Below are 24,681 nucleotides of genomic sequence, written 5' to 3' on the forward strand. Positions count from 1 at the left end.
TCTCGGGCCGGTTGGCACTCTCCCGGCATGGGTGAATTCGATCCGGCGAAGGTTCGCGAGATCAGCCTCGATTCGGTCCACCGCGTCGCGGGCCGCTCGGCCGGCGACGCGAAGGCCGAACTCGGCCTGGATTGGATGCAGGATCTCGTCTGGCACATCACGATCGTTCAGGAGGACGAGGATCCGCCCCTCAATCCGGCCGCGAAGAGCCGGATCCGGCGGACCATTCGCGATGTCCTCGTGAATGGCGGGGACGAGCATTACCCCTTCGTCCGCTTCCTCTCCCGAAGCGACGTGACCGCCGACCTCCGTGCTCGACCCCTCTGAGCTGTTGGCGCTCGCGCGCGATCTGGCCGGGCGTGGTTCGGCCCGGGACGGCGAATTGAGGCGGTCGATCTCGACCGCGTATTACGCCCTGTTCCATGCGACCCTGAAGGCGGCGGCGGAACGGTTTGTGGGGCGGGCCGGCCGCGCGAGCCCGGCCTATGGACTGCTCTACCGGGGATTCTCCCACGGGCGGATGAGGGAAATCTGCATCGCCATCGAGCGGCCGACCCTCTCCCGCCGGTATCGGGAAATCCTCGGGCGCGACGTGGCATCTGAGGCGGCGAGGGAATTCGCGGAGAACTTCCAACGCCTCCAGGCGCTCAGGCATGCCGCCGATTACGATCCGCAGGCCGTCTTCAGGCCGGCGGACGCGCAGGATGTCTGCGACTCGGCGGATCGCGCGATGCAGGCGCTCGCCCGGATCGACGCGCTCGAAGCCACCGACCTGCTCGCCCTCCTACTGGTCGATTCGCGCGCCTGACGGCTGGGGGTCTCGCGGCCGGGATCGTTTTCGCGTCCCGGTCGGTTCCTCAGCCGGCGCCCCGGCCCCGGTCGGCGCCGCGTGTGGCGTCGTGGGGGCTCGTGGGTCGTCGATGGTGAACAGGAGCAGCGTGGGGCTCGGCATGGATGGTCCGTCGATCCGGCCCCGTCCGACCCGCGTCACAGCCGCCGAGCGGCCCAAGGCGGCGCTCGCCTCGCCCCTCATCGTCGGGGCGATCCTCGTGGCCGGGCTGTATTTCGGCCGCGAGATCTTCATCCCCATCGCCATCGCGCTGCTGCTGTCCTTCGTCCTCGGGCCGCTGGTGAACTACCTGCGCCGCTGCCGCCTGCCGCGCCTCGTCGCCGTGGGGCTCGCCGTCCTGATGACCCTCGGGATCGTCGGGGCGCTGGGCACGCTGATCGGCATTCAGGTCGCCGACCTCGCCGGAGACGTGCCGCGCTACCGCGCCACGATCGAGCGCAAGCTCGAAAGCCTGCGCGACAGTCCCGCCGGGCGCATGACCGATTACGTCGCCAATATCGGCCGGGCGATCCACAACGCCGGCAACGCCGAGACGCAGCCGAAGCCCGCCGCCTCGCCCCCGCCGCCGGCCGCGAAGGGGGAGCCCCCGCCCGAGCGCAAGCCGATGCTGGTGGAGATGACGGCGGCGCCGCCGAGCCCGCTGGAGACCGCGAGCACGCTGCTCTCGCCGATCATGCAGCCCCTGGCGACCCTCGGCATCGTCTTCGTGGTGCTGCTCTTCGTGCTGATGCAGCGGGAGGACCTGCGCGACCGGCTGATCCGGCTGGCGGGCTCCCGCGACCTCCACCGCACCACGGTGGCGATGGACGACGCCGCCAAGCGGCTCTCGCGCTACTTCGTGGCGCAGCTCGCCCTCAACACCGCCTTCGGCGTGGTGATCGGCGTCGGCCTCTACCTGATCGGCGTGCCGAACCCGGTCCTGTGCGGGATCGTCTCGGCGCTGATGCGCTTCGTGCCCTATCTCGGCGCCTTCCTCTCGGCCCTGCTGCCGATGCTCCTGGCGGCGGCGATCGAGCCGGGCTGGAACATGACCATCGCCACGGCGATCCTGTTCCTGATCCTCGAACCCCTGGCCGGGCAGGTGATCGAGCCGATCTTCTACGGCCAGTCGACCGGCCTCTCGCCCACCGCCGTGCTGGTTTCGGCCCTGTTCTGGACATGGCTGTGGGGGCCGGTGGGCCTGCTGCTCTCGACGCCGCTCACCGCCTGCCTCGTGGTGCTCGGGCGCCATGCCGACCATCTCGAGTTCCTCGACGTTCTGTTCGGCGACAGGCCCGCTCTGACACCCGTGCAGAACTTCTACCAGCGCATCCTCGCGGGCGATTCCGAGGAGGTGCTGGGCCATGCCGAGCTGATCCTCCAGCATTGCTCGCTCTCCTCGTATTATGAGGACGTGGTGCTGAAGGCGCTCGAACTGGCGGCCGGGGACGCGGCGCGCGGCGTGCTCACCCCCGCCCAGAAGAGCGCCATGCGCGGCACGCTCTCCGAACTCATCGACGACCTCGCCGACCGGGCGGACGGCCCCGTCGAGGGCGGGCACAGGGACAAGCCGGCCGCCGACGCCTGCGAGGCCGAAGGCGCCTGCAGCCCCCTGCCGGTGCATCCGATTCCCGGCGACCTGCCGGAGGGCTGGACCCGTGAGGGCGCGGTGCTCTGCGTCTCCGGCCGGGGCTTCCTCGATGCCGCCGCCGTGGCGATCCTGGCGCAGATCCTCGCCAAGCGGGGCATCGGCGCGCGGACGGTGCCCTTCTCCGACACCGCCTCGGCCCGGCTCGCCCGGCTCGATCCGGGGGCGGCGCGGATCGCTTGCGTCGTCTCCATCGCCCATGGCGGCGAGCCGCAGCACCTGAACCGGCTCATCGCCCGCCTGCGGCAGCGCATGCCCGCCGTGCCGGTGCTCGCCGGGCTGTGGCTCGCCGGGCAGGAGGAGCGGCGCCCGACCTTCACCCTCGACGCGGACATCACCGCCGGCTCCCTGCACGAGGCGGTGGAGGCGGTGCTCGCCGCCGCCGGGGCGGACGCGACGGCCGCCCCGCGGCCCCGGCCGGAGGCGCCCGAGCCGGCGGCTCTGGCCCCCGACGTCGTAGGGCAGGGGGCTTGACGCCGGGGCCCCGCGCCAGCCTTCGTCTGACCGTCGGCGGGCCGCCGGCCCGTCGGAGCACTCCCCGCATGAGCGTCGTCGAACTCGGCCGGTTCATGGAAGACCTCGCCCACGCCTCGGGCAAGGCGATCCTGCCGTTCTTCCGGGCGCAATTCGCCCTCGAGGACAAGGCGCGCGGCGGCGCGCCGTTCGATCCGGTGACGGAGGCCGACCGGGCGGCGGAGGTCGTCCTGCGGACGCTGATCGGCAAGGCCTTCCCCGGCCACGGCATCCTCGGCGAGGAGTTCGGCACCGAGCGGGAGGATGCGGAATGCGTCTGGGTGCTCGATCCCATCGACGGCACCCGCGCCTTCATCGCCGGCCTGCCGACCTGGGGCACGCTGATCGGCCTCACCCGCCACGGGGTGCCGGTGCGCGGGCTGATGCACCAGCCCTACCTGAACGAGATCTTCACGGGCGACGGCCGCACGGCGCGGCTGCGCGGCCCGGCCGGGGAGCGCACCCTGCGCACCCGCCGCTGCGGCGACCTCGCCCAGGCGCTCCTCGCCACCACCGACCCGCGCCTGTTCGCCGAGGGCGAGGAGGCGACGCGCTTCCGTTCCCTGGAGGGGCGGGTGCGCCTCTCCCGCTACGGCACCGATTGCTACGCCTATTGCATGCTCGCGGCGGGGCAGGTCGACCTCGTGGTCGAGGCCGGGCTGAAGCCCTACGACATCTGCGCGCTGATCCCGATCATCGAGGGCGCGGGCGGGCGCGTCACCGCCTGGGACGGCGGCTCCGCCGCCAAGGGGGGGAGGGTGGTCGCGGCGGGCGATCCCCGGCTGCACGAGGCGGCCCTCAAGGTGCTGAACCCGTGAGGGGCACGATGGACGGTCCGTGCTGCTGAGCCTCCTCCTCGCCACCGCGAGCCTGTGGGGCAGCCTGCACGCCGCCCTGCCGTCGCGCCCCCTCCTGCCCCCGGCGAGCCCCGCCCCGGCCGAGGCGCCGCGCTTCGATCCGGCGACGCGGGCGGTGTCGAACTGGCACGCGCAGACGGCCGAGGCCCTGCGGCCCCGGGCGCTGGCCCTCACGGCGAGCCTCAGCAAGGACCCGCCCTACGTCGCCCGCTGCGTGCGGCTCAACAACGGCTGGTGCATCAAGTCGGCCCGCTGGCCCGGCGAGATCGGCGCGGACGGGGAGGGGCACACGGCCTTCGCCACCCTGGCCGACGGGGCGGACGCCGCCGCGCGGCTCCTGCGCCGCTACTACCGCGATTACGAGCGCCGCAGCGCCCTCGCCATCGTGCGCCGCTGGGCGCCCTCCGAATGCCGCAGCGCCGCCCCGAGCGCGGGCCGGGCCTCCGTCGCGACGCCCGCCATCTCGGCGGCGCTGGCGCCGAGGGGGCTCGGCAAGACCCTGCGCGCCCGCTTCCTCGCCCGCCACCGGCCGGGCGGCGCCCCCCGCGTCGCGGCGGCGCGGCGCGCGCCTGCGGGCGCCCTGCGGGTCCAGCCCTGGTCGCCCCTCGCCCGCCTCGGCGGCCGCCCCCGCGCCCGGATCGCCGCGCCCCGTCCGGTGGCCGACATCGCCTCCGGCATCGGGACGACGGCGACGCCCGCCCCGCGCCCGGTCGCGGACCCCTCCGCGCTGCTGTCGGGCAGCCGGGTGCCGAGCCCGGACAGGATGGTGGCGGAATCGGCGCTGCTGCCGGCCATCGCCGCCGGTCTTCCGGTGCTCGACCTGCGCCTGCCGGCCCCCCTCTGCTCCGGCGACGAGGTGCGCATCAATGCCTACGCCGCGCGGATCGCGGGCAGCGTCGGCGTGAAGCCGGGCGACGACCTGCACCTGTTCGCCCCCGACGGATCGCCCCTACCGAACCTCGCCGCCGTGATGCTCGTCATGTCGGCGGTGGAACTCGGCACGCTCCGCGCCGGGCCGGACCTCGTCGCCGGAGCCATCGGCCGGCTCACGCAGGAACAATCGGCCTCGGCGCAGCAATAGGCGGGCGCGCCCTTGCGACGGCGCCCCGGCCGCGCCACCTCACGCCCGCGATCCCTCCCCCCGAGCTTGTCGGCCCTTGGCCCCTCCCACACACACTCTCGCCTCCCGCGCCGGCTCGGCCCTGCGCGCCTTCGCCGAGGCGTCCCAGGACCTCCTCGTCCAGCCGACGCTCCGCCTCGGCGTCACCGGCCTCGCCCGCTCGGGCAAGACGGTGTTCACCACAGCGCTGATCCACCATCTCGTCGAGACGCACGCCCTGCCGGCCTTCGCCGTCGCGCAGGAGGGCCGCCTGCGCCGCGCCCGGCTCGTGCCGCAGCCCGACGACGACGTGCCGCGCTTCCCCTTCGAGGAGCATTTCGCGACCCTCACCGAGGCCCGCGCGTGGCCGCGCTCCACCGACCGGATCAGCCAGTTCCGTTTGGAGATCGCCTATGAGCGCGCCGCCGGCTGGCGCTCCGGCCCGGCGACGCTGATGCTCGACGTGGTCGATTACCCCGGCGAATGGCTCCTCGACCTCGCCCTCATCGAGACCGATTACGTGGCGTGGTCGCGCTCGACCATCGCCGGAACCCGCCGGCCGGGCCGCGCCGCCATCGCCGCCCCGTGGCTCGCCGCCCTCCAGGGGTTCGATCCGGCCTCGCCCCTGGACGAGGTCGCCGCCGAGAGGGCGAGCGACGCGTTCAAGACCTACCTCTCGGCGCTGCGGGCCGGGCCAGAGGCGGTCGCCACCACCCCGCCGGGGCGGTTCCTGATGCCGGGCGACCTCGCGGGCTCCCCGGCGCTGACCTTCGCCCCCCTCGACCGGCTGCCCGACACGATCGACCCGGACAGCCTCGCCGGGCTGATGCAGCGCCGGTTCGAGGCCTACAAGTCCAAGGTCGTGACGCCCTTCTTCCGCGACCATTTCCAGCGGGTCGACCGGCAGATCGTGCTGGTGGACGTCCTCTCGGCGGTGGATGCCGGGCCGACCGCGCTCGCCGAGCTGGAAGAGGCCATCGACGCGGTTCTGCTCAGCCTCAACATCGGCCGCAACTCGATCCTGTCGCGCCTCTTCGCCCCCCGCGCCGACCGGGTGCTGTTCGCCGCCACCAAGGCCGACCATCTCCACCAGACGAGCCACGACCGCCTCGACGCCCTGCTGCGCCTCCTCGTCTCCCGCGCCATGCGCCGGACGGAAGCCGCGGGCGCCCGCGTCGGCACGGTGGCGCTGGCCTCCGTGCGGGCGACCCGCGAGACCACCGTCCACGACGACGGCGAGGTGCTGCGCGCGGTGGCGGGCACGCCCGAGGCCGGGGAGGTGGTCGGCGACGAGACCTTCGACGGCCAGAGCGAGGCGGCGATCTTCCCCGGCGAATTGCCCGCCCGGCCGGAGGCGGTGCTGGAGGGCGCCGTCGAGCCCGGCTCCCTGCGCTTCCCGCGCTTCCGCCCGCCGCTCGTCCGGCCGGACGCCCTCGGTCGCCCCGGCCACCTGCCGCAGATCCGCCTCGACCGGGCGATGCAGTTCCTGATCGGCGACCGGCTCGCCTGACCCTCTCGGATCCCTCGCGATGACCTCAGGCCAGAAACCCCGCGCCTTCCGCCTCTCCCCCGAGCCGCCGCCCGGCCCCGGCGTCGCGCCGCCGCCGGAGCGCGCCGCCCCCGCCCCGGTGATCGTGGAGGAGCCCTTCGAGATCGTGGACGCCGCCGACGGCGTGCCCGTGCCCGTGGCGCCGAAGAGCGGCTCCCCCTGGGGGGCGCTGTTCTGGTCGGCGGCGGGCGGCCTCGTCTCCCTCGGGATCGGCCTCTCCCTCGAGCGGATGATCGCCGACCTGTTCCAGGCGGCGCCCTGGCTCGGCTGGGTGGCGCTCGCCCTGCTCGGCCTCGCGCTGCTGGCGCTCGCCGTCATCCTCGGGCGGGAACTCGCGGGCTTGCGGCGGGAGAAGCGGATCGAGCGCCTGCGCCAAACGGCCATCGACGCCATCGCCACCCGCGACCATTCCGGCGCGCTGGCGGTGGTGAAGGAGGTCTCCGCCCTCTATGCCGGCCGCGAGCGGCTGAGTTCCGCCCGCGCCCGCCTCGACGCCTCGGCGGATGCGATCCTCGACGTGGACGACCGGATCGGCCTCGCGGAGCGGGAATTGCTGACCGATCTCGACCGGCAGGCGCGCAACGCCATCGCGGCGACGGCCAAGCAGGTCTCGGCGGTGACGGCGCTCAGCCCCCGCGCCATCGTGGACGTCGCCTTCGTGCTGTTCGCGGGCGTGCGGCTCCTGCGCCGGATCGCGACGATCTACGGCGGACGGCCGGGCTTCCTCGGCTTCCTGCGGCTCGCGCGCTCGGCGCTGGCGCATCTCACCGTGACCGGCGGCATGGCGGTCGGCGAGAGCATGATGCAGCAGGTGCTGGGGCTCGGCCTCGCGGCCCGCGTCTCGGCCAAGCTCGGGGAGGGGGTGATGAACGGGCTGATGACCGCTCGGTTCGGCCTCGCGGCCCTGGCGGTCTGCCGCCCGCTGCCCTTCGTGCGGATCGAGCCGCCGCGCCTCACCGACGTCGCCGGGGAATTGCTGCGTGGGGACGGGGCGAATAGCGAATAGGGAGTAGCAGGGGTTTGGTTGGCAGGGCGCCGCGCGTCCCGCCTCACACTATTCGCTATTCGCTATTCGCTATTCACCCGCCGGGCGGGTCTCGAAAGGCCGGAGCCCTGCGAGACCCTTCAGCCACTTACCGCTTGAACTTGCCGTCGTACTTGAACTCCGGCGCGGACTTCAGCTGGTCCTTGCTGGCGCCGATGATCGCCTTCCACTTCTTGGCGTCGGCATCGTAGCCCAGCGCCACGGAATCGGGGGCCACGACCACGTAGCGCTCGCCCATGCCGAGGAAGCCGCCGACGGACAGGATGTAGCCCGACAGCTTCTGGCTCTCGATCACGAGGTCCTTGATCTCGCCGACGGTGTTGTTCTGCGCGTCGGTGACGTTCAGGCCGATCAGGTTGTAGCTGAGCACCGCGTCCTGCGGGACGTTGACGAACTTCGGCGCCACGGTCGGCGGGGTGGCATTGTGTTCGGCGGCCAGGGCGGGACCGGCGAGCAGCACGGCGGCGAGCGAGGCAAGGACGAGACGGCGCATGGAATTCTCCAACCACCCGGAACGGGCGGCATAGAATGGCCCGTTCGCGCTGATCGTTCCGCCGTCTGACGGAAATGTTAATGGCCGGAACATGGAACCGGACCGGGCGTCGCCGGGGGGCTGACGCGGACGCTCAGTTCGCCGGGGCGGGCTCCGGCTTCGGCTCCGACTTCGGCTCCGACTTCGCCTGCACCTCGATGTCCCGGTCGAGGCCGCTCTCCACCTTGAACTCGCGGGTGAAGACCTGCCCGTCGTGGCGGGCGATGAGGACGTAGTCGCCCTCGGCCAGCGTCACCTGCGGGAAGGCGCCGATCGCCTCGCGGATCGTGTCGCCGCCCGGCGTCAGCACGGAGAAGGCGGTGCCCGCGAAGGCCTCGGCGCCGGGGGTGGCCACGAGCTTCAGGGTGACGGTCGCCGCCCGGTGGTTGAGGGTCGCCTCCGTGACCTTGCCGTTCTCGACCTTGAGGTCGGCGCGCTGGATCGCGTTCGATTCCCCGTAGGTCGAGACCACGTGGTAGGTGCCCTCGGGCAGGCGCAGCAACTCGCCCGTGTGGATGCCCGAGCGCACGAGGCGCCCTTCCGAGTTGGTCCCCACCGGCACGAAGACCGAGAAGCTCAGCTGGTCCGGCGGGATCTTGGTGTCGCCCACCGCGCCGGAGAGCTTCAGCGCCCCGGCCGCGATCCGCAGCGTGTCGCTGGCGGCCTGCCCGCCGAGGACGATGCGCTTCGAGGCGCTGGCGAAGCCGTAGGTGACGGTGGCGACGTAGGCCCCCGGCGGCAGGGTGAAATGCGGCTCGGCCTCGGTGGAGCGGGCGACGATCGCCGGCCGCGCGCCCTCGCCCCGGTCATCGAAGATCCGCCAGGCGAGGCCGTCGCGCAGGGGCGTGCCGCTGCCGGTGAAGATCGCCGACAGGGTGAGCTGCGCGTCGGGCTCGGCCGGGGGGAGGGAGGGCGGCAGCGCGGGGCTGGTGATCGAGGGCGTCAGCAGCGGCGTGCCCGTGCCGGGCACGAGGCTCTGCTGCGCGGGGGCCGGGGCGGGCGCGAGCGCCATCGCCAGAGCCGCCGGCAGAATGCCCCGCCTCGTCCGCCGTCCCGCGCCCATGCCGTCCGTCCTCTCGCCCGCCGCCGCCCCTGTGCCGCGCGACCATGGCGGCGGCAAGGCCGCACCTTTCGCCCGGCGGCGCCCCGTGCGACACCCGCCGGATACGCCGCGACCTCCTTCGGACGGGAGCCATGACCGCAACGCTCGACCTCCTGCGCACCCGCCGCTCGGTGCCGCCACCCCTCCTCGACGGGCCGGGCCCCACCGTGGACGAGATGCAGACCCTGCTCACCCTCGCCGCGCGGGTGCCGGACCACGGCAAGCTCGCCCCCTGGCGGTTCATCGTCATCGCGGGCGAGGCGCGGGCGCGGGTCGGCGAGATCATCGCCGCCGCCTTCGCCGCCGACAACCCCGAGGCCGGGCCGGACCGGCTCGACCAGGAGCGCCGCCGCCTGCAGCACGCGCCGGTCGTCGTCGCCGTCGTGTCGCGGGCCGGGCCGCATGTGAAGATCCCGGAATGGGAGCAGGTGCTCTCGGCCGGGGCGGTCTCGATGAACCTCGTCGTCGCCGCCAACGCCATGGGCTACGCCACCTCCTGGCTCACCGAATGGCACGCCTACGACCGGCGGGTGCTCGACGCGCTGGGCCTCGCGCCGCAGGAACGTCTCGCGGGCTACGTGCATATCGGGAAGGGGCGGGAGATCCCCTCGGACCGGCCCCGGCCGGCGCTCGCCGACATCGTCACCACCCTGTGAGGTCTTCGTGCATTACGATTTCGACCTGCCCCGCGACGCCCGCAGCCTGCCGCACAACCCGCTGAAGGCCATCGTCGCGCCCCGGCCCATCGGCTGGATCAGCGCCATGGACAGGCAGGGCCGCCTGAACCTCGCGCCCTACTCGTTCTTCAACGCGGTGGGCGATGCCATGGTGGCCTTCTCCTCGACGGGGCGGAAGGATGCCCTGACCTTCGCGGAGGAGGGGGGCGAGTTCGTGTGCAGCCTCGCCACCTGGGACCTGCGCGACGGGATGAACGATTCCTCCGCGCCCCTGCCCCGCGGGGAGAGCGAGTTCGCCTTCGCCAAGCTGGAGACCGCGCCCTCGCAGAAGGTCCGCCCGCCGCGCGTGGCTGCCTCGCCCGCCGCCCTCGAATGCCGCTGGCTGCAGACCGTGCCGCTGGTGCCCCTCGGCGGCGGCGAGGCCGAGAACTTCCTCGTGATCGGGCAGGTGGTCTCGATCTACGTCGAGGACCGCTTCGTCACGGACGGCATGGTCGATACCGGCGCGATGCATCCGATCATGCGCGGAGGCTATTTCGATTACTTCCACGCCACCGCCGAAACCCGCTTCACCATGCGCCGACCCAAGGGAGCGGCGGAGTTTACCGAGCGTTAGCGGCGCAAGCGCCCGTTAAGTCCCCGTCATCCTTGAGGCTTTGTTTACCATAACGGGGGCAGGGTCGGCCGGTCCCACCAGACTGGCCGACGCCGGATGTTCCTGTTCACCACCACGGCCAGCCCCCCGGAGATCCCGACGCCCCCGGCCCTCGTGCGCCCGGCGCCGGCCCCGGTCGTGCAGGCGATCCGCGACGGGGCGAGCGCCACGGGGGTCGGGTTCGACTACCTCCTCGCCACGGCGCGGCGCGAATCGGCCCTCGACCCCTCCGCCAAGGCGCCGACCTCCTCGGCCACGGGGCTGTTCCAGTTCATCGAGCAGACCTGGCTCGGGACGATGAAGAACGCCGGCCCGCAGCTCGGCCTGCAGGCCGAGGCGGATGCCATCTCCCGCCAGTCCGACGGCACCTACGCCGTCGCCGACCCCGGCCAGAAGCAGGCGATCCTCGACCTGCGGCGCGACCCGAAGGTCGCCGCCGTCCTGGCCGGCGCCCTCACCCAGAAGAACGCGCAGGCGCTCCAGGCGGCCATGGGCCACGAGCCGACGCCGGGGGACCTCTACGCCGCCCACGTCCTCGGGGCGAAGGGCGCGGCGAGCCTCATCGGCACCGCCAAGACCTTCCCGGAGCGCGCCGCCGCCCTCGACCTGCCCGAGGCCGCCGCCGCCAACCGCGCCCTGTTCTACGACCGCACCGGCCGCCCGCGCACGGCCGCCGAACTCTATGCCAGCCTCTCGGCCGCCGCCCAGGGTGCCGCGCAAGGGGCCCCGCAAGGCGCGAATCCCGTTGTGGTCCTGTCCCGCCCCGAGGGGGGCGAGGTGCCCGCCTCCGCCACCGCCTACGCCATGACGGCGACCGCCTTCGGCGGCGGATCGGACCTGCGCAGCCTGTTCCAGACCGACCGCCGCGTCACCGCCACCGACGCCGCCGCCAAGCTCTGGCAGGGGCGCAGTTCCGGCACCGCCACGGCGCGGCCGGCGCCCTCCTACTTCCCGCGTTCCGACGAAGGCCCGAGCGCCCCCCCGGCGGCGATGCTGGCCTCGGCCGATCCCGAGGACATCCCGGCGACGACGGGCAGCCTCGCGGACAGGCCGGTGCCGCCCGGCCCGGCCCTCGTCCACGCGCCCCTGCCGCCCCGCCGCCCGGCGGAGTTCGGCGCGGCGCCCCTTCCCAATTCCCTGTTCGCGCCCCGGAGAGGCCCATGATCAAGAAGTCCATGATCATCCGCCAATTCCTGGCCCTGACCCTGAACGCCCCGGCCGACCGCCGGGCGCAGGGCGGGGCGGCGCTGGCGCGGGCCTATCTCTACGGCGACCTCGACGCCGACGCCCTCTGGGAGGCCAAGACGGCGCTGCTCAGCCTCCTCGACGACCCGGCCCCCTCGGTGCGCCGGGCGCTCGCGGAGGTCTGCGCCGATTCCGCCCGCAGCCCGCGCCCCATCGTGGTCGCCCTGTCCTGCGATGCGTTCGCCGTGGCCGAGCCGATCCTGGCGCGCTCCCCCGTCCTCACCGAGGCGGACCTCGTGGAGGCGGCGGCGCTCGGCGACGAGGACGCGCGGGCCGCCATCGCCCGGCGCCATCACCTCACCCCCGCCGTCTCGGGGGCGCTCGCCGAGATCGCCGACCTGCCGACCCTCGTGGCGCTCGCGGGCAACCCGACCGCCCGGATCACCGGGGGGCGGCTCCTGCGGATGATCGAGCGCTTCGGCCACGAGGCCGACCTGCGCGAGGCGCTGCTCGCCCGCCACGACCTGCCGCCGGAGGCGCGCCACGCCGTGGCCGTCGCCCTGGCCCGCAGCCTGTCGGCCTTCGCCACCGAGCGCGGCTGGCTCGGGGAGGCGCGCTGCGAGCGCATCAACCGCGAGGTCGCGGAGCGGACGGCCCTCGACCTCAGCGCCGGGGCCGGCGCGGCGGCGACCTCCCGCCTCGTGAGCTACCTGCGCGCGAGCCACCAGCTCAATGCCGGGCTGATCCTGCGGGCGATCCTGTCCGGCCGGATCGAGTTCGCCCAGACCGCCTTCGCCGACCTGTCGGGCCTCGACCATGCGAGCGTCGCCCGCGCCATGCGCGATCCCCGCGCCGTCGCGGACCTGCACGAGAAGGCGGGCCTGCCCGCGCCGCTCCTGCCGGCGATGCACGCGGTGCTCGCGGCGTGGCGGGAGACCGCCCGCGCGGCGCCGGGCGGCGGCGCGAAAGGCGCTGGCCTGTCCCGGCGGATGATCGAGCACGCCATCGCGGCCTGCGAGGGCTGGGAGAGCCCGGAGATCCGCAGCGTCGTCGCCCTGCTCACCCGCTTCGAGGCCGAGGCCGCCCGTGACGAGGCACGCGAGACGACCCGCGCCATCCTCGCCCAGGCGACGGCCCGCGAGGCCGCCGAGCGCCGCCGGATCGCCGCCGACGCCGCGTGGCGCGAGGCGCTGGAGGCCCATCGCCGGGCCGAATCCGGCACCGAGGCCCCGGCGGTGGAGCCGCCCGCCGCGGGGGAGGGCCGCACCGACCCGGTGGGCGCGATCCTCGAAACCCTGCCCGAACAGATCCTGGAATGGTTCCGCAGCGGCCGGGACCGGACGGCCGCCCAGGCGGTGCCGGACGCGGTCCTCGCCGACCTCGATGCCGCGCTCATCGCGGAGTTCCGCGCGAGCCGCATCGCCCCGGTGAAGGACGATGCGAAGGACGGCATCGCCATCGCCGCCTGAAGCAGCGTCCCCGAAACGACGAAAGCCCCCCGCCCGGTCAGGGCGGGGGGCTTTCTCGTCTCTCGTTCACGCCGCGCGGACGTTGTTGAGGAAGCGCGCGACTTCGGCCGTCAGGTGCTCGGACTGGCGGGACAATTCGCCGGACGCCGACAGGACCTGCTCCGCCGCCGCGCCGGTATCCTCCGAGGCTCGCGCCACGCCCACGATGTTGCTCGTCACCTCCGTGGTGCCGGCCGACGCCTGGGCCACGTTGCGCACGATCTCCTGCGTCGCCGCCCCCTGCTGTTCCACGGCCGCCGCGATGGACGTCGCCACGCTGTTGATCTCGCGGATCCGGCCGGTGATCGCGCCGATGGCCGTCACCGCCTGATCCGTCACACCCTGGATCTCGCCGATCTGGCTGCCGATCTCCTCCGTCGCCTTGGCGGTCTGGTTGGCCAGTTCCTTCACCTCCGCCGCGACCACGGCGAAGCCGCGGCCCGCCTCGCCGGCGCGGGCGGCCTCGATGGTGGCGTTGAGCGCCAGCAGGTTGGTCTGCGAAGCGATGTTCGAGATCAGCCCGACCATGTCGCCGATCCGCGCCGAGGTCTGGCGCAGGGCCTGGACCAGGGCGGCGGTCTGGTCGGCCTCGCCCACGGCGGCCTGGGCCAGCGTCGCCGAGCCGTGCACCTGCCGGCCGATCTCCTGCACGGAGGTGCCGAGTTCCTCCGCCGCCGCCGCGACGGTGCCGACGTTCGACGCCGCTTCCTCGGCGGCGGCGGCGACGGTGGTGGATTGCGCGGCGGTCTCTCCGGCGGCCGAGCTCATCTGCTGGGCGGTGGCCTGCAACTCGGTGGCCGAGGAGGAGACCATGCCGACGATGCCGCCGACCGCCGCCTCGAAGCCGTCGGCCAACTCGACCATGGTGCGCTTGCGCTCGCGGGCGGCCGCCTCGTCGGCGATGCGCTTGATCTCGGCCTGCTCGGCGGCCTTCTGGGCGACCATCGCCTTGATGCCCTCGACCGCCCTGCCGACGGCGCCGATCTCGTCGCCGCGCTTCGCCTCCGGGATCTGCGCGTCGATTTCGCCCTTCGCCATCCGCTGCAGCACCGTGACGAGGCTGCCGAGGGGGCGGGTGATGCCGTAGGAGGCCACGAGGAACGCGACCAGGAACCCGACCATGATGCCGAGGCCGCTGAAGACCATCAGGCTGTAGCGGGTGGCGTTGGTCTGGGCGGTGAGTTGGCCCGAACCGCTGCGCATGCCGTCGCGGATGGCATCGCCGAGCTTGTTGCCCTCATCGACCATGGCGTTGAAGTTCGGGTCGATGACCCGGTGGACGAAAGCGATGGCGTCGGCGTTCTGGTTGGACATGCCGAGGCGGCGGACCTCGCTGGCGTCCTGGACGAAGCGCTCGATGCGCGCGGCCTGGGCCTCGATCCGGTCCGCGAAGGCCGGCGCCTTGTGCCGGAACTCGGCGAGCGCCTCCTTCATGTTCGGCACGGCCGCGTCGAAGCCCCGGTTGGCGGCCTGCATCTGGCCGTCCTCGGTCTCCGCGATGACCCGGTAGATCCAATAGTTCAATTCGAAGATCAGCCGGTTGGTGCGGCGCGACAGCATGGCGGCTTCCGCCTCCTGGTCGATGAAGGTGCTGTAGGCGTCGTCGATCTGGGTCATGCGGCCCTGCGCGTACCAGACGCATCCCCCGACGATCACCGAGATCAACCCGATCACACCCGCGATCTTCGTCAGAACCTTGAGATCCGCTAGACGTAACATTGCCTGTCTCCAATCGATGCCGCCAAGCTGGTCGGCAAAAATTAAAGACATGATGTCGTCGAATTAAGAAGATCGTCTCCGGTGAGTGGAATTAGATCATTCCGATAGCGGATCACGGCCAGTTGATGACGGACCTATTCGGCCGCGCGCCGCTCCGGTTCGGCCGCGCCGTCGCCGGGCAGGCCGAACTTCGCGATGGACGCATCGAGCCGCAGGGCGGCGTTGATGAGCGCCATGTGGGAGAAGCCCTGCGGGGTGTTGCCCCGCTGCTCGCCGGTGGCGGGATCGATCTCCTCCGCGAACAGGCCGACATCGTTGCCCCGGGCGACCAGCCGCTCGAAGGCGGCCTTGGCCTCCCCCGTCCGGCCGTCGAGGGCGAGGCAGCCGACCCGCCAGAAGGCGCAGGCGGTGAAGGCGCCCTCGTCGCCCTCGAACCCGTCCTCCATCCGGTAGCGGTAGATCAGGTCGCCGACGCCGAGTTCCCGCTCGACCGCCGCCAGGGTGGAGCGCAGGCGGGGGTCGGAGGGGTCGATGGCCCCGAACAGGGCGACGCGCAGCACGGCGGCATCGAGATGGTGCGATCCGTAGGCGCCCGTGAAGGCGCCGCGCTCCTCGCTCCAGCCCTTCTCCAGATACTCGGCGCGGATCTCGGCGGCGGCCTGCTCCCAGGCGGCGATCTTGTCCTCCGGCACGCCCCGGATGTGGCGGCCGATCCGGGCGGCGTCGGTCAGCGCCACCCAGAGCATCGCCTTGGTGTGGAGCTGCTGGCGCGGCCCGGTGCGCAATTCCCAGATGCCGTTGTCGGCGTCGTGCCGGTGGCGGATCGCCCGGTCGGTGAGGTTGTCGAGCACCTTCGGCAGGCGGTCGTGGACCTTCTCGGGCGGGTCGTAATCCACCGCTTCGAGGAAGACGCAGAGGGCGCGCAGCAACTCGCCGTAGATGTCGTGCTGGTCCTGCCCCTCGGCGGCGTTGCCGATGAGCACGGGCCCGATCCCGTTCCAGCCGGAGAGATGGGTCAGCGCCTCCTCGGGCGGGATCGTGTCGCAGACGCCGTACATGAGCCGCGTGTCGCGGCCGTAGGTGTCGTCGCGCTCGCGCAGGAAGCGCAGGAATTCCGAGGCTTCGCGGACGTAGCCAAGCATCACGAAGGCCGTCACCGTGAAGGCGGCGTCGCGCATCCACGTGAACCGGTAGTCGAAGTTGCGGTTGCCGGGCACCGCCTCGGGCAGGCCGGCGGTCGCCGCCGCGACGATGCCGCCGGAGGGCGAATAGGTGAGGAGCTTCAGGCAGAGCGCCGAGCGCAGCACCGTCTCCCGGTAGGGGCCGCGATAGGTGCAGCGGGCGCTCCAGCGGCGCCAGTATTCCTCCGTGGTCGCGATCCGCCGGTCGGCGCCGGCCAGATCCTCGATGGCGGCGCCCTCGTCGTCCTCGCCATGGGTGAGGACGAGGTAGGCGGTCTCGCCCGCGCTCAGGCGGAACGTCACGAGGGCGCTCCCGTCCGCGATGCGCGGGCCGGGCGAGGCGTTGACCCGCAGCCGCCAATCCCCCGCCTCGAACAGCACCGAACCCCTGTCCTCCATCGGCTCGCAGGGCCGGCGGGCGTAATCGAAGGTCGGGCGCACGGTGAAGCGGCCCTCGATCACGCCCTCCTCGCAGGTGAGGCGGCGGATCAGCCGGCTCTCGCCCTCGCCGTCCGGGCCCTCCTCGGGCTCGGGGGCGGGCGGGTTCACCGGCATCACGTCGGTGAGGACGGCGCGGCCGGTGCGCGTCTCGAAGGTCGTCTCGAGGATGTTGGTCTCGGGCCGGTAGCGCCGATGGGTCCGGTCGAGCCCGTCGAGGGCGAGGGCGCAGGAGCCGCCCTTCTCGTCGTCGAGGAGTTTGAGGAACAGGGCGGGGGAATCGTGGCGCGGCCAGCACAGCCAGTCGACCGAGCCGTCGCGGGCGATCAACGCACAGGAATGGGTATCGCCGACGAGGGCGTAATCGCTGATGGGCTTGGACACTGGCATACCGGTTGGGCCGCTGCACGGGCAGCGGATGACATCCCCCGCTGCTCAGGTAGCCGGCAACGGGGGAGGGGGGAGTCCGGCTCGACGATTCGCCGCACGGGCTCAGGGGCGCGGCAGCATCCTGTCGCTGACGATCCGGCGCTGGATCTCGCTGGTGCCCTCGAAGATCGTGGTGAGCCGCGCGTCGCGCCAATAGCGCTCCACCCGGCGCTCGGTGGTGTAGCCGTTGCCGCCGTGAAGCTGCATCGCTTGGTTCGTCACCTTCACCGCCATCTCGGTGCAGGTGAGCTTCACCATCGCGGATTCGGATTCCGCCGGCTCGCCGAGGTCGAGGAGATGGGCCACCTGCTGCCAGAAGGCGCGGGCCTGCGTCACCTCGGCGGCCATGTCGGCGAGGGCGAAGCGCAAGGCCTGGAAGTCGCCGATCGGGTGGCCGAACTGCTCCCGCTCCTGCAGGTAGAGCTGGCAATCCTCCACAGCGGCCCGCGCCACGCCCACCGCCCGCGCGGCGGTGTGGACCCGGGCGATGTTGAGGCCCCGCTGCACGGCGGCGAACCCGCCGGAATCGGCATCCGCCCCCTGGTCGCCGTAAAGGCCGGTGAGGCGGTCGCTCTCCGGCACCCGCACGCCGTCGAGGTCGAGCTCGAAGGTCTCGAAACCGTGGTAGCCGATCTTGTCGATCACCCGGCCGGTCATGTTTGCGGGGAAGGTGCCGGGCTCCTTCACCACGAGGAAGGGCTCCAGCCCCGCCGAGCGCGATTCGGACGGGCCCGGCTCGCGGGTCCGGGCCAGCACCTCGATGAAATGCGCGCCCTTGGCGAAGCCCGCCCAGCGCTTGCGGCCGGTGAGCACCCAGGTGTCGCCCTCGCGCACGGCCTTCGTCGTCACGCCCGCGAGGTCCGAGCCGGCATTGGGCTCGGACAGGGAGATCGAGCCGATCCACTCGCCCCGCGCCGAGCGGCGCATCAGGTCGGCGCGGCGTTCCGGGTCGAGGGTCTGGGTGCCGAGCCCCTGGCCCCGCGCCAGGATTGAGCCCACCGACAGCCAGGACCGGGCCAACTCCTCGGAGACGAGGCAATATTCGAACACCCCGAGCCCCATCCCGCCATGGTCCTCAGGGATGGTGATGCCGAACCAGCCCCGGTCGGCCATCGCCGCGATCAGGGACGGGGGCATCTCGGCCTTGTGCCGGTCGAGTTCGTCGGCCAGCGGCAGAACGGTGTCGCGGGCGAAGGCGCGGGCCTCCGCCTGGAGGGCGGCGCGGGCCTCCGTCCGCCACGGAGAGGCCAGTTCCGGCGGTCGCGGTTCGATGCGTGCGGTCCCTGTCATGGACGGTCCCCGATTGATCTCGCGGGGTCGGAAACACCGGTTTACAAAATGGTTCCCTCCGCGATCTTCGAATATCGGCGCGGGCGGTCCATAATCGGGGCATGACGCTCGCCGATCCACTCCTAGAATCCCGCGCGATGACCGCTCCCGCCACGCCCCACATCCTTGTGGTGGAGGATGACCGCGAGATCTCGGCCCTCGTGGCGCGCTACCTGCGCGGCAACGACTGCCGCGTGACGCTGGCCGGCGACGGCCGCGAGATGGAGCGGGCGCTCGCCGAGGCGCGGATCGACCTCATCGTCCTCGACCTGATGCTCCCCGGCGAGGACGGGTTCAGCCTGTGCCGGCGCCTGCGCGAGACCTCGCAGATCCCGATCCTGATGCTCACCGCCAAGTCGGAGGAGGTCGACCGCATCCTCGGCCTCGAACTCGGGGCGGACGATTACCTCGCCAAGCCGTTCAACCCGCGCGAACTGCTCGCCCGCATCCGGGCGATCCTGCGCCGGGTCTCGGCCGAGGCGCCGGAGCAGGACGAGCGCAAGCGCCTGCACTTCGCCGGCTGGACGCTCGACGTCTCCCTGCGCCAACTCCTCAGCCCCGAGGGGGCGCGGGTCTCGATCACCGGCGCCGAGTTCGACCTGCTCCACGCCCTCTGCCTGCGGCCGGGGCGGGTGCTCTCCCGCGACCAGCTCCTCGACCTGACGCAGGGGCGGGCGGCGGGCCCGTTCGAGCGCAGCATCGACGTGCTGGTCTCGCGCATCCGCCAGAAGATCGAGGTCGATACGCGCAACCCCGAATACATCCGCACCATCCGCTCCGGGGGCTACCTGTTCACCCCCGAGGTCACGCGCTCATGACCCTGGCCGGTCTGCGCGCCCGCCTCCGCCCGCGCAGCATCGCGGGGCAGATCGCCCTCCTCGTGGTGGCCGGCATCGCGGTGGCGCATGTGGTCGCCACCGCCTCGTTCTTCCTGCTCCACGAGCCGCAGAACCCCGACGCCCTGCCCGGCGTGGCGGCGGCGCGGGTCGGCGTCCTGGCCCGCCTCCTCGACGTGGCCGAACCCTCGGTCCGCCCCGCGCTGATCGCGGCGGGGGCGCGCTCCCTGCCCCTCGTCGAGGTCGAGCCCTGGGACGGGGTGGCGCCGCAGGGGGCCGAGCCGGCGCCCGACCGGGCGGTGATCCGCCGCCTGCGCGCCGCCGCCGGGCGCCCGGTGACGGTGACGAGCCTCAGGCCCACCGGGGACGGCGAGTACCTGCATGTCGGCATCGCCACCGGCAACGGCGCGATGTTCCGCGCGACGCTCGCCGACGATCCCCTGCGCCCGCCCCGCCAGGGCGCGCTGATCTTCACGGGCGTGTTCCTGGCGCTGACGCTGGCCCTGCTCTGCGTCTGGGCCACGCGGGCGCTCACGGCGCCGCTCGCCCGGCTCGCCAGCGCGGCCGAGGGCTTCGGCGCGCGGGACGACCACGTCGCCCTGCCGCAGGCCGGGCCGCAGGAGGTGCTGGCCGTGTCGAGCGCGCTCGACCGGATGCGCTCCCGCGTGCGCCGCCTCATCGACGACCGCACGCAGATGCTCGCCGCCATCAGCCACGACCTGCGCACGCCGATCACCCGGCTGCGCCTGCGCGCCGAGTTCATCGAGGACGAGGGCGCGCGGGCCGCGACCCTGCGCGACCTCGACCAGATGAACGGCCTCGTGGAGGCGGCCCTGTCCTTCGTCCGCGACGGGCAGCAGCGGGATGCGGGGAGCCACAGCCTCGTGGACCTCGCCTCGGTGGTGCAGACCGTCTGCGACGGCTTCGCGGATATCGGCGCCCCGGTGGCCGTGGAGCGGAGCCGCCACGTCCTCGTGCGCGGGCAGCCCGACGAGCTGGAGCGGGCGATCACCAACCTCGTGGACAACGCCGTGAAGTACGGCGGGCAGGCCCGCCTCGTCATGGAGGGCTCGGATCGCGGGGTGCGGGTCTGCGTGATCGATGCGGGACCGGGCATCCCCGACGCGGAGCGCGAGACGATGCTCCAGCCCTTCGTGCGCGGCGACCGGGCGCGCAACCTCAACGCGGCGAGCGGCTTCGGCCTCGGCCTGTCCATCGTCCAGGCCATCGTCGAGGCCCATGACGGGCGCCTGATCCTGGAGAACCGCCCCGAGGGCGGCCTCTGCGCGGCCCTCGAACTGCCCCTGGCCGCGCGGGACTTCTCCGGCGGCAAGCCGGCGGAGCCGGCGCGGGAAGCGCTGGCCGCGCGGGCGGCGTAGCCGTTTTCCCGATCCTACCCTCGTCCTCACCCTGAGAGTCTGGCCGAGAAGTCGGCGGTTTTTCCACGCCCAACCTCATCCTGAGGTGCCGGAGCGCAGCGGAGGCCTCGAAGGAGGGCTCCAGGGATCGCAGCGCCTTCTGGAGCCCTCCTTCGAGGCCCGCCGAGGCGGGCACCTCAGGATGAGGTGGAGGGTGGGTGCGGACAGAGGGGCGATCCGCCCCTTCAGCCATGGCCCTCAGGCCGCCCGGACGTTCTGCAGGAAGTGCGCGACCTCGGCCCGCAGCCGCTCCGATTGCGCGGAGAGCTGCCCCGTCGCGGCGGCCACCGAGGAGGCCGCGCGGCCCGCCTCGTCGGCGACGCGGGCGACCTCGGCGATGTCGGAGGTCATGGCGCTGGTGCCCTGCGACGCCTGGCCCATGTTGCGCACGATCTCCTGCGTCGTCGCCCCCTGCTGCTCCACCGCCGCGGCGATGCCGGTGGTGGTGCGGTTCATGGCCTCGATCTGCGCCGCGATGGAGTGGATCGCCTCCGAGGCGCCGCCGGTCGCGGTCTGGATCGAGGCGATCTGCTGGCCGATCTCGTCCGTGGCGCGGGACGTCTGCGCGGCGAGTTCCTTCACCTCGTTCGCCACCACGGCGAAGCCGCGCCCGGCCTCGCCCGCGCGGGCGGCCTCGATGGTGGCGTTGAGCGCCAGCAGGTTGGTCTGCCCGGCGATGGCCGAGACGATCCGCACCACGTCGCCGATGCGGGTGGCGGCGGCGGAGAGGTCCGCCACCGTCTGCCCGGCGCGCTGCGCCTCGTGCACCGCCGCGTCCGACATGCCGGCCGCCTGCTCGACCTGACGGCTGATCTCGGCGACCGTGGCGCCAAGCTCCTCCGCCGCCGCCGCCACGGTGTTGACGCTGGCGGCGGTCTGGTGCGCGGCGCTCGCCACGTTGGCCGACCGGCTCGACGTCTCCCCGACCGCGTTGCGCATGGTGCCGGAGGTGCCCTCCAGGCTCGACACCGCCCCCGTCACCTCGCCGACGATGCCCACCACCGATTGCTCGAAGCGGTCCGCGAGGTCGGTGAGCATCGCCCGGCGGGCCTGCTCCTCCCGCAGGCGGGCGGCCTCGGTGGTCTTCAGTTGCTGCGCGGCCTCCTCCAGCGTCATGTCGCGGATGGTCACGACGGCGCGGGCGATGTCGCCGATCTCGTCGGCCCGGCGGCTGCCCGGCACCTCGGCGAGGTCCTCGCGGGCGGCGAGCGCCTTCAGGGCGCGGGTGAGGGCGCCCAGCGGGCGCACGATGGAGCGGGCGAGCCACAGGCCGAGCCCGGCCGTCGCCGCCAGCACGATCAGGCCGATCATCACCAGGGTGCGAGAGAGCGCCCGCGCGTCCTCGATGGCTTCGGCCTGGGATTGCTCCGCGATCACGGTCCAGGGCGCCCCCAGCACCGAGACCGTGGCGGCGGCGCCCATCTGCGGGCCGTTGGCGGCCTCGTAGGTGAAGCCCTCGCGGCCCGAGATGTCGGCGACCGTGAGGCCGAGCGCCGAGATGGGCGAGCCGGCCTTCGCCTGCGGGGCGAGGGGCGGATTGCTGCGCAGGGCGCCGTCCGGCCCGGTGGCGAGCACCTGCCCGGTCTCGCCGAGCCCGGTGCGCTTGGCGAGCACCTGATCGAACAGCGCGGGGGTCACGCGCATCACGACGAAGCCGATCCGCTCCACCGCCTGCGAGGTGCCCATGGCGACGTTGGCGCGCTTCGACATCGCCCGGCCGATGAAGGCCGAGGGGCCGGAGCCCACGGGGTAGGGGGCGAAATCCTCGTACAGGACCGCGTTCGGCTCGGCGGCCTTCAGGCGCTCCACGAGGCGGGCGAGGCCCGTGGCCTTCAGCGGGCCGTCCGCGACGGTGGCGGCGAAATCCTCGCCCTTCGTGGTCGTGTAGGCGACGTGGCCCGCCTCATCGAGGAACATCAGGTCGCCATAGCCCGGCTGGGCCACGATCTTGCGGGCGATCTCCTGCACCTTGCCGTGGCGGCGCCCGTACATCCCCGTCGCGGGGCCTCCGTCGAGGGCGATCCGCTCCGCGACGCTCTTCGGCGCGCGGAAGGCATCCACGATGCCGGCGGTCTCGGGCTTGGCGGGATCGAGGGTCTCGATCAGGTCGGGGAAGTTCGAGACGATCTGCGGATGCGCCGCCACCCCGACGAAATCCGCCTGCATCCGGTCGGCGGTGAGTTCGATGCTGTCCTGCCGGGCCGAGGCGGCGAGGTGAAGCCGCTCGCCCGCCGCCTTCAGCAGGCTCGTCCGCGCCGAGTACCAGCTGATGCCCCCCATGGTCGCGGCGCTCATGAGGGCCAAGCCGATCGTCATGGCCGGAAGGCGCGCACTCAGCCGCGAAGACAGTAGCATGATAGATCCCTGCAAATCCTGATTGCGAGGGACGCTACCAGCTCGGCCTTGAAAGGAGATTTAAGAACCGCGCTTTCTCACGAATGTAGTGCCCGGTTTTCCGTCACACCGACATCCAGCGCAGCACGTCGGCCTCGTTCATCCCGGAACGGGGGCCCGACAGCACGACCTGGCCGCGATCCATCACGGCGTAGCTGTCGCAGAGGTCGCGCGCCCATTCGAAATACTGCTCGACCAGCACGATCGCCATCTCACCCTTGCCGCGCAGGTAGGTGATGGCCCGGCCGATATCCTTGATGATCGAGGGCTGGATGCCCTCCGTCGGCTCGTCGAGGACGAGGAGCTTCGGGCGGGTGACGAGGGCGCGGCCGATGGCGAGCTGCTGCTGCTGCCCGCCGGAGAGGTCGCCGCCGCGCCTGTGCAGCATGTCCTTCAGGACCGGGAACAGGTCGTAGATCTCGGCGGGGACGTGCCGGTCCCGCCGCTTCAGGGGACTGAACCCGGTCTCCAGGTTCTCCTTGACCGTCAGGAGCGGAAAGATCTCCCGGCCCTGGGGCACGAAGGCGATGCCCGCCCGCGCCCGGTCGTAGGGGGCGAGCCCCTGGATCTCCCGGCCGTCGAGGCGGATCGCCCCGCCCTTGACCGGCTGCTGCCCGACGATGGCCCGGAGCAGGGAGGTCTTGCCGACGCCGTTGCGCCCGAGCACGGTCGTGACCTGCCCGGCCTCGGCCTTGAGCGAGACGCCGCGCAGGGCCTGCGCCGCGCCGTAATACAGGTCGATGCCCTCGACGCTCAGCATGATGGTGTCGTCCCGGCTGCGAATGACCTGCGTCTCCCCTCCACGACCTCATCCTGAGGTGCGGCGTCCGCCGCCTCGAAGGAGACTTCCAGGGATCGCGGCGGGCTCTGGAGCCCTCCTTCGAGGCCGTCGCGGCGCGACGGCACCTCAGGATGAGGGGGGAGGCAGGGGAGGAACGCGTTCATCACCGCCCCAGATACACTTCAACCACCTTCGGGTCGGCCGAGACCGCGTCGATGGAGCCCTCGGCCAGCACCGCGCCCTCGTGCAGGCAGGTGACGCGGCATTGGAGCGCCCGCACGAAATGCATGTCGTGCTCCACCACCACCACGGCGTGGTCCCCCGCGATCCGCCGCAGCAGCTCGGCGGTCTGGGCGGTCTCGGCGTCGGTCATGCCCGCCACCGGCTCGTCCACGAGGAGGAGCTTCGGGTCCTGCGCCAGCAGCATCCCGATCTCCAGCCATTGCTTCTGCCCGTGGCTGAGGTCCGCCGCCGGCCGGGCCCGGTGGGCGATGAGGCCGACCGTGGTGAGGATCGCGTCGATGCGCTCGCCCGCCACGCGGTTGCGCCAGCCGAACAGCGAGGCGGCCGCCGCGCGGGGGCCCTTCAGCGCCAGCAGGACGTTGTCGGCCACCGTGTGGCTCTCGAAGACGGTGGGCTTCTGGAACTTGCGGCCGATGCCGAGGTCGGCGATGGCCGGCTCGTCGAGGGCGAGGAGGTCGTGCGCGCCGTCGAACAGGGCGATGCCGCTGTCGGGCTTCGTCTTGCCGGTGATGCAATCCATCATCGTGGTCTTGCCGGCGCCGTTCGGGCCGATGATCGCCCGCATCTCCCCCGGCAGCAGCGTCAGCGACAGGCCGCGTAGGGCCTTGTAGCCGTCGAAGGTGACGCGCAGGTCATCGACGTAGAGCAGCGCCCCCGTCACCTTCGTCTTGTTGGCCGGGCCGGCGGCGGGCCGGTCCATCACGGCGGTGGCGC

Annotated in this window: 21 protein-coding genes; 13 read left to right on the top strand and 8 right to left on the bottom strand. The window is 72.8% G+C overall.

Annotated features, from left to right (window positions below; genetic code table 11):
- Window positions 1-27 precede the first annotated feature (27 nt).
- The 7 genes from ACXJ1Y_RS07360 to ACXJ1Y_RS07390 all read left to right on the top strand — a co-directional run bounded on the left by ACXJ1Y_RS07360 (window position 28) and on the right by ACXJ1Y_RS07390 (window position 7,501).
- The gene (locus ACXJ1Y_RS07360) at window positions 28-327 is read left to right on the top strand and encodes a hypothetical protein (protein WP_463849428.1); all 300 of its coding nucleotides are present in this window, start codon (window positions 28-30) and stop codon (window positions 325-327) included.
- A gap of 55 nt (window positions 328-382) precedes the next feature.
- Complete coding sequence (locus ACXJ1Y_RS07365; protein WP_463849429.1) at window positions 383-808, top strand: hypothetical protein; 426 nt, start codon at window positions 383-385, stop codon at window positions 806-808.
- Between the two features lie 112 nt (window positions 809-920).
- Complete coding sequence (locus ACXJ1Y_RS07370) at window positions 921-2,951, top strand: AI-2E family transporter (RefSeq protein WP_463849430.1); 2,031 nt, start codon at window positions 921-923, stop codon at window positions 2,949-2,951.
- A gap of 68 nt (window positions 2,952-3,019) precedes the next feature.
- On the top strand, window positions 3,020-3,808 hold the full coding sequence (gene hisN, locus ACXJ1Y_RS07375; protein WP_463849431.1) for a histidinol-phosphatase: 789 nt from the start codon (window positions 3,020-3,022) through the stop codon (window positions 3,806-3,808).
- Between the two features lie 19 nt (window positions 3,809-3,827).
- Window positions 3,828-4,928: a hypothetical protein gene (locus ACXJ1Y_RS07380; RefSeq protein ID WP_463849432.1), complete on the top strand. Its 1,101-nt coding sequence runs from the start codon at window positions 3,828-3,830 to the stop codon at window positions 4,926-4,928.
- A gap of 76 nt (window positions 4,929-5,004) precedes the next feature.
- A complete protein-coding gene (locus ACXJ1Y_RS07385) occupies window positions 5,005-6,456 on the top strand; it encodes a YcjX family GTP-binding protein (protein WP_463849433.1) in 1,452 nt (483 codons plus the stop codon).
- Between the two features lie 19 nt (window positions 6,457-6,475).
- Window positions 6,476-7,501: a YcjF family protein gene (locus ACXJ1Y_RS07390; RefSeq protein ID WP_463849434.1), complete on the top strand. Its 1,026-nt coding sequence runs from the start codon at window positions 6,476-6,478 to the stop codon at window positions 7,499-7,501.
- A gap of 127 nt (window positions 7,502-7,628) precedes the next feature.
- On the opposite strand, the gene ACXJ1Y_RS07395 is transcribed toward ACXJ1Y_RS07390, so the two are convergent.
- Both ACXJ1Y_RS07395 and ACXJ1Y_RS07400 read right to left on the bottom strand, forming a co-directional pair.
- Complete coding sequence (locus ACXJ1Y_RS07395) at window positions 7,629-8,033, bottom strand: PRC-barrel domain-containing protein (RefSeq protein ID WP_463849435.1); 405 nt, start codon at window positions 8,031-8,033, stop codon at window positions 7,629-7,631.
- A gap of 133 nt (window positions 8,034-8,166) precedes the next feature.
- The gene (locus ACXJ1Y_RS07400; protein ID WP_463849436.1) at window positions 8,167-9,135 is read right to left on the bottom strand and encodes an RgsD C-terminal domain-containing protein; all 969 of its coding nucleotides are present in this window, start codon (window positions 9,133-9,135) and stop codon (window positions 8,167-8,169) included.
- Window positions 9,136-9,266: 131 nt separating this feature from the next.
- Here ACXJ1Y_RS07400 and ACXJ1Y_RS07405 point away from each other — a divergent pair, with 131 nt between their 5' ends.
- The 4 genes from ACXJ1Y_RS07405 (at window position 9,267) to ACXJ1Y_RS07420 (ending at window position 13,160) form a co-directional block, all read left to right on the top strand.
- On the top strand, window positions 9,267-9,830 hold the full coding sequence (locus tag ACXJ1Y_RS07405) for a nitroreductase family protein (RefSeq protein ID WP_463849437.1): 564 nt from the start codon (window positions 9,267-9,269) through the stop codon (window positions 9,828-9,830).
- Window positions 9,831-9,837: 7 nt separating this feature from the next.
- Entirely contained in the window at window positions 9,838-10,467 is a 630-nt protein-coding gene (locus ACXJ1Y_RS07410) for a flavin reductase family protein (protein ID WP_463849438.1), read from the top strand.
- A 96-nt stretch (window positions 10,468-10,563) separates the two neighbouring features.
- Complete coding sequence (locus tag ACXJ1Y_RS07415) at window positions 10,564-11,670, top strand: lytic transglycosylase domain-containing protein (RefSeq protein ID WP_463849439.1); 1,107 nt, start codon at window positions 10,564-10,566, stop codon at window positions 11,668-11,670.
- On the top strand, window positions 11,667-13,160 hold the full coding sequence (locus ACXJ1Y_RS07420; protein WP_463849440.1) for a DUF2336 domain-containing protein: 1,494 nt from the start codon (window positions 11,667-11,669) through the stop codon (window positions 13,158-13,160). The genes ACXJ1Y_RS07415 and ACXJ1Y_RS07420 overlap by 4 nt, the downstream gene beginning before the upstream one ends.
- A 66-nt stretch (window positions 13,161-13,226) precedes the next feature.
- Here the strand turns inward: ACXJ1Y_RS07420 and ACXJ1Y_RS07425 are convergent, their stop codons facing one another.
- The 3 genes from ACXJ1Y_RS07425 to ACXJ1Y_RS07435 form a co-directional block, all read right to left on the bottom strand.
- Entirely contained in the window at window positions 13,227-14,918 is a 1,692-nt protein-coding gene (locus ACXJ1Y_RS07425; protein WP_463849441.1) for a methyl-accepting chemotaxis protein, read from the bottom strand.
- Between the two features lie 134 nt (window positions 14,919-15,052).
- Complete coding sequence (locus ACXJ1Y_RS07430; protein WP_463849442.1) at window positions 15,053-16,921, bottom strand: glycoside hydrolase family 15 protein; 1,869 nt, start codon at window positions 16,919-16,921, stop codon at window positions 15,053-15,055.
- A 108-nt stretch (window positions 16,922-17,029) separates the two neighbouring features.
- A complete protein-coding gene (locus ACXJ1Y_RS07435) occupies window positions 17,030-18,256 on the bottom strand; it encodes an acyl-CoA dehydrogenase family protein (protein WP_463849443.1) in 1,227 nt (408 codons plus the stop codon).
- 137 nt (window positions 18,257-18,393) lie between these two features.
- On the opposite strand from ACXJ1Y_RS07435, the gene ACXJ1Y_RS07440 reads away from it, so the two are divergent.
- Together ACXJ1Y_RS07440 and ACXJ1Y_RS07445 are read left to right on the top strand one after the other, a co-directional pair.
- Window positions 18,394-19,113, top strand: a complete 720-nt coding sequence (locus tag ACXJ1Y_RS07440) for a response regulator (protein WP_463849444.1) — start codon at window positions 18,394-18,396, stop codon at window positions 19,111-19,113.
- Window positions 19,110-20,510, top strand: coding sequence for an ATP-binding protein (locus tag ACXJ1Y_RS07445; protein WP_463849445.1), 1,401 nt, complete (start codon window positions 19,110-19,112; stop codon window positions 20,508-20,510). The genes ACXJ1Y_RS07440 and ACXJ1Y_RS07445 overlap by 4 nt, the downstream gene beginning before the upstream one ends.
- A gap of 237 nt (window positions 20,511-20,747) precedes the next feature.
- On the opposite strand, the gene ACXJ1Y_RS07450 is transcribed toward ACXJ1Y_RS07445, so the two are convergent.
- The 3 genes from ACXJ1Y_RS07450 to urtD form a co-directional block, all read right to left on the bottom strand.
- Window positions 20,748-22,904, bottom strand: a complete 2,157-nt coding sequence (locus tag ACXJ1Y_RS07450) for a methyl-accepting chemotaxis protein (protein ID WP_463849446.1) — start codon at window positions 22,902-22,904, stop codon at window positions 20,748-20,750.
- A gap of 103 nt (window positions 22,905-23,007) precedes the next feature.
- A complete protein-coding gene (gene urtE, locus ACXJ1Y_RS07455) occupies window positions 23,008-23,703 on the bottom strand; it encodes an urea ABC transporter ATP-binding subunit UrtE (RefSeq protein ID WP_463849447.1) in 696 nt (231 codons plus the stop codon).
- A 184-nt stretch (window positions 23,704-23,887) separates the two neighbouring features.
- Window positions 23,888-24,667, bottom strand: a complete 780-nt coding sequence (gene urtD / locus ACXJ1Y_RS07460; RefSeq protein WP_463850056.1) for an urea ABC transporter ATP-binding protein UrtD — start codon at window positions 24,665-24,667, stop codon at window positions 23,888-23,890.
- Window positions 24,668-24,681 lie beyond the last annotated feature (14 nt).

This window comes from Methylobacterium sp. TK26 (assembly GCF_055361565.1).

Coding starts and splice junctions, on each gene's coding strand:
- ACXJ1Y_RS07420 (WP_463849440.1), top strand. CDS start 11,667: ATGATCAAGAAGTCCATGATCATCCGCCAATTCCTGGCCCTGACCCTG.
- ACXJ1Y_RS07405 (WP_463849437.1), top strand. CDS start 9,267: ATGACCGCAACGCTCGACCTCCTGCGCACCCGCCGCTCGGTGCCGCCA.
- ACXJ1Y_RS07390 (WP_463849434.1), top strand. CDS start 6,476: ATGACCTCAGGCCAGAAACCCCGCGCCTTCCGCCTCTCCCCCGAGCCG.
- hisN (WP_463849431.1), top strand. CDS start 3,020: ATGAGCGTCGTCGAACTCGGCCGGTTCATGGAAGACCTCGCCCACGCC.
- ACXJ1Y_RS07445 (WP_463849445.1), top strand. CDS start 19,110: ATGACCCTGGCCGGTCTGCGCGCCCGCCTCCGCCCGCGCAGCATCGCG.
- ACXJ1Y_RS07395 (WP_463849435.1), bottom strand. CDS start 8,033: ATGCGCCGTCTCGTCCTTGCCTCGCTCGCCGCCGTGCTGCTCGCCGGT.
- ACXJ1Y_RS07450 (WP_463849446.1), bottom strand. CDS start 22,904: ATGCTACTGTCTTCGCGGCTGAGTGCGCGCCTTCCGGCCATGACGATC.
- urtE (WP_463849447.1), bottom strand. CDS start 23,703: ATGCTGAGCGTCGAGGGCATCGACCTGTATTACGGCGCGGCGCAGGCC.
- ACXJ1Y_RS07425 (WP_463849441.1), bottom strand. CDS start 14,918: ATGTTACGTCTAGCGGATCTCAAGGTTCTGACGAAGATCGCGGGTGTG.
- ACXJ1Y_RS07435 (WP_463849443.1), bottom strand. CDS start 18,256: ATGACAGGGACCGCACGCATCGAACCGCGACCGCCGGAACTGGCCTCT.
- urtD (WP_463850056.1), bottom strand. CDS start 24,667: ATGGACCGGCCCGCCGCCGGCCCGGCCAACAAGACGAAGGTGACGGGG.
- ACXJ1Y_RS07415 (WP_463849439.1), top strand. CDS start 10,564: ATGTTCCTGTTCACCACCACGGCCAGCCCCCCGGAGATCCCGACGCCC.
- ACXJ1Y_RS07400 (WP_463849436.1), bottom strand. CDS start 9,135: ATGGGCGCGGGACGGCGGACGAGGCGGGGCATTCTGCCGGCGGCTCTG.
- ACXJ1Y_RS07360 (WP_463849428.1), top strand. CDS start 28: ATGGGTGAATTCGATCCGGCGAAGGTTCGCGAGATCAGCCTCGATTCG.
- ACXJ1Y_RS07370 (WP_463849430.1), top strand. CDS start 921: ATGGTGAACAGGAGCAGCGTGGGGCTCGGCATGGATGGTCCGTCGATC.
- ACXJ1Y_RS07440 (WP_463849444.1), top strand. CDS start 18,394: ATGACCGCTCCCGCCACGCCCCACATCCTTGTGGTGGAGGATGACCGC.